The organism is Marinobacter confluentis, from assembly GCF_004785685.1.
GTDB lineage: Bacteria > Pseudomonadota > Gammaproteobacteria > Pseudomonadales > Oleiphilaceae > Marinobacter > Marinobacter confluentis.
This window is the reverse complement of the sequence record NZ_SRPF01000054.1, coordinates 1-311: the sequence shown is the minus strand read 5'-3', so window position 1 is coordinate 311 and position 311 is coordinate 1. Positions and strand designations below refer to the sequence as shown.

1 protein-coding gene is annotated in these 311 nt (G+C 63.0%); it reads left to right on the top strand.

Annotated elements, in window-relative coordinates; genetic code table 11:
* The coding region (locus E5Q11_RS17530) for a histidine kinase dimerization/phospho-acceptor domain-containing protein (protein WP_323053115.1) at nt 1–311 on the top strand (311 nt) is incomplete at both ends.

Sequence of the window (311 nt, the reverse complement as noted above, 5' to 3'; positions counted from 1 at the left end):
TGCACCGTTACAAGCACCGGCTTGATCTTGGCGGGCGCCCTCACTGGCTGAACCTGCACAAAGCCGCCCTGGCCGGGCCCGATCATCCCGAGGGTCGCAGCATCATCCTGGTGGAAGACCAGACCGAGACCCGCCTGCTGGAAGACGAGCTGATGCACAGTGAGCGACTGGCTTCCGTGGGTCGATTGGCTGCGGGCGTCGCCCACGAGATCGGCAACCCGGTGACCGGGATTTCGTCTCTTGCCCAGAACCTGAAACTGGAAACCGAAGACCCGGACATTCTGTCCACCGCAGACCAGATCCAGCAGCAG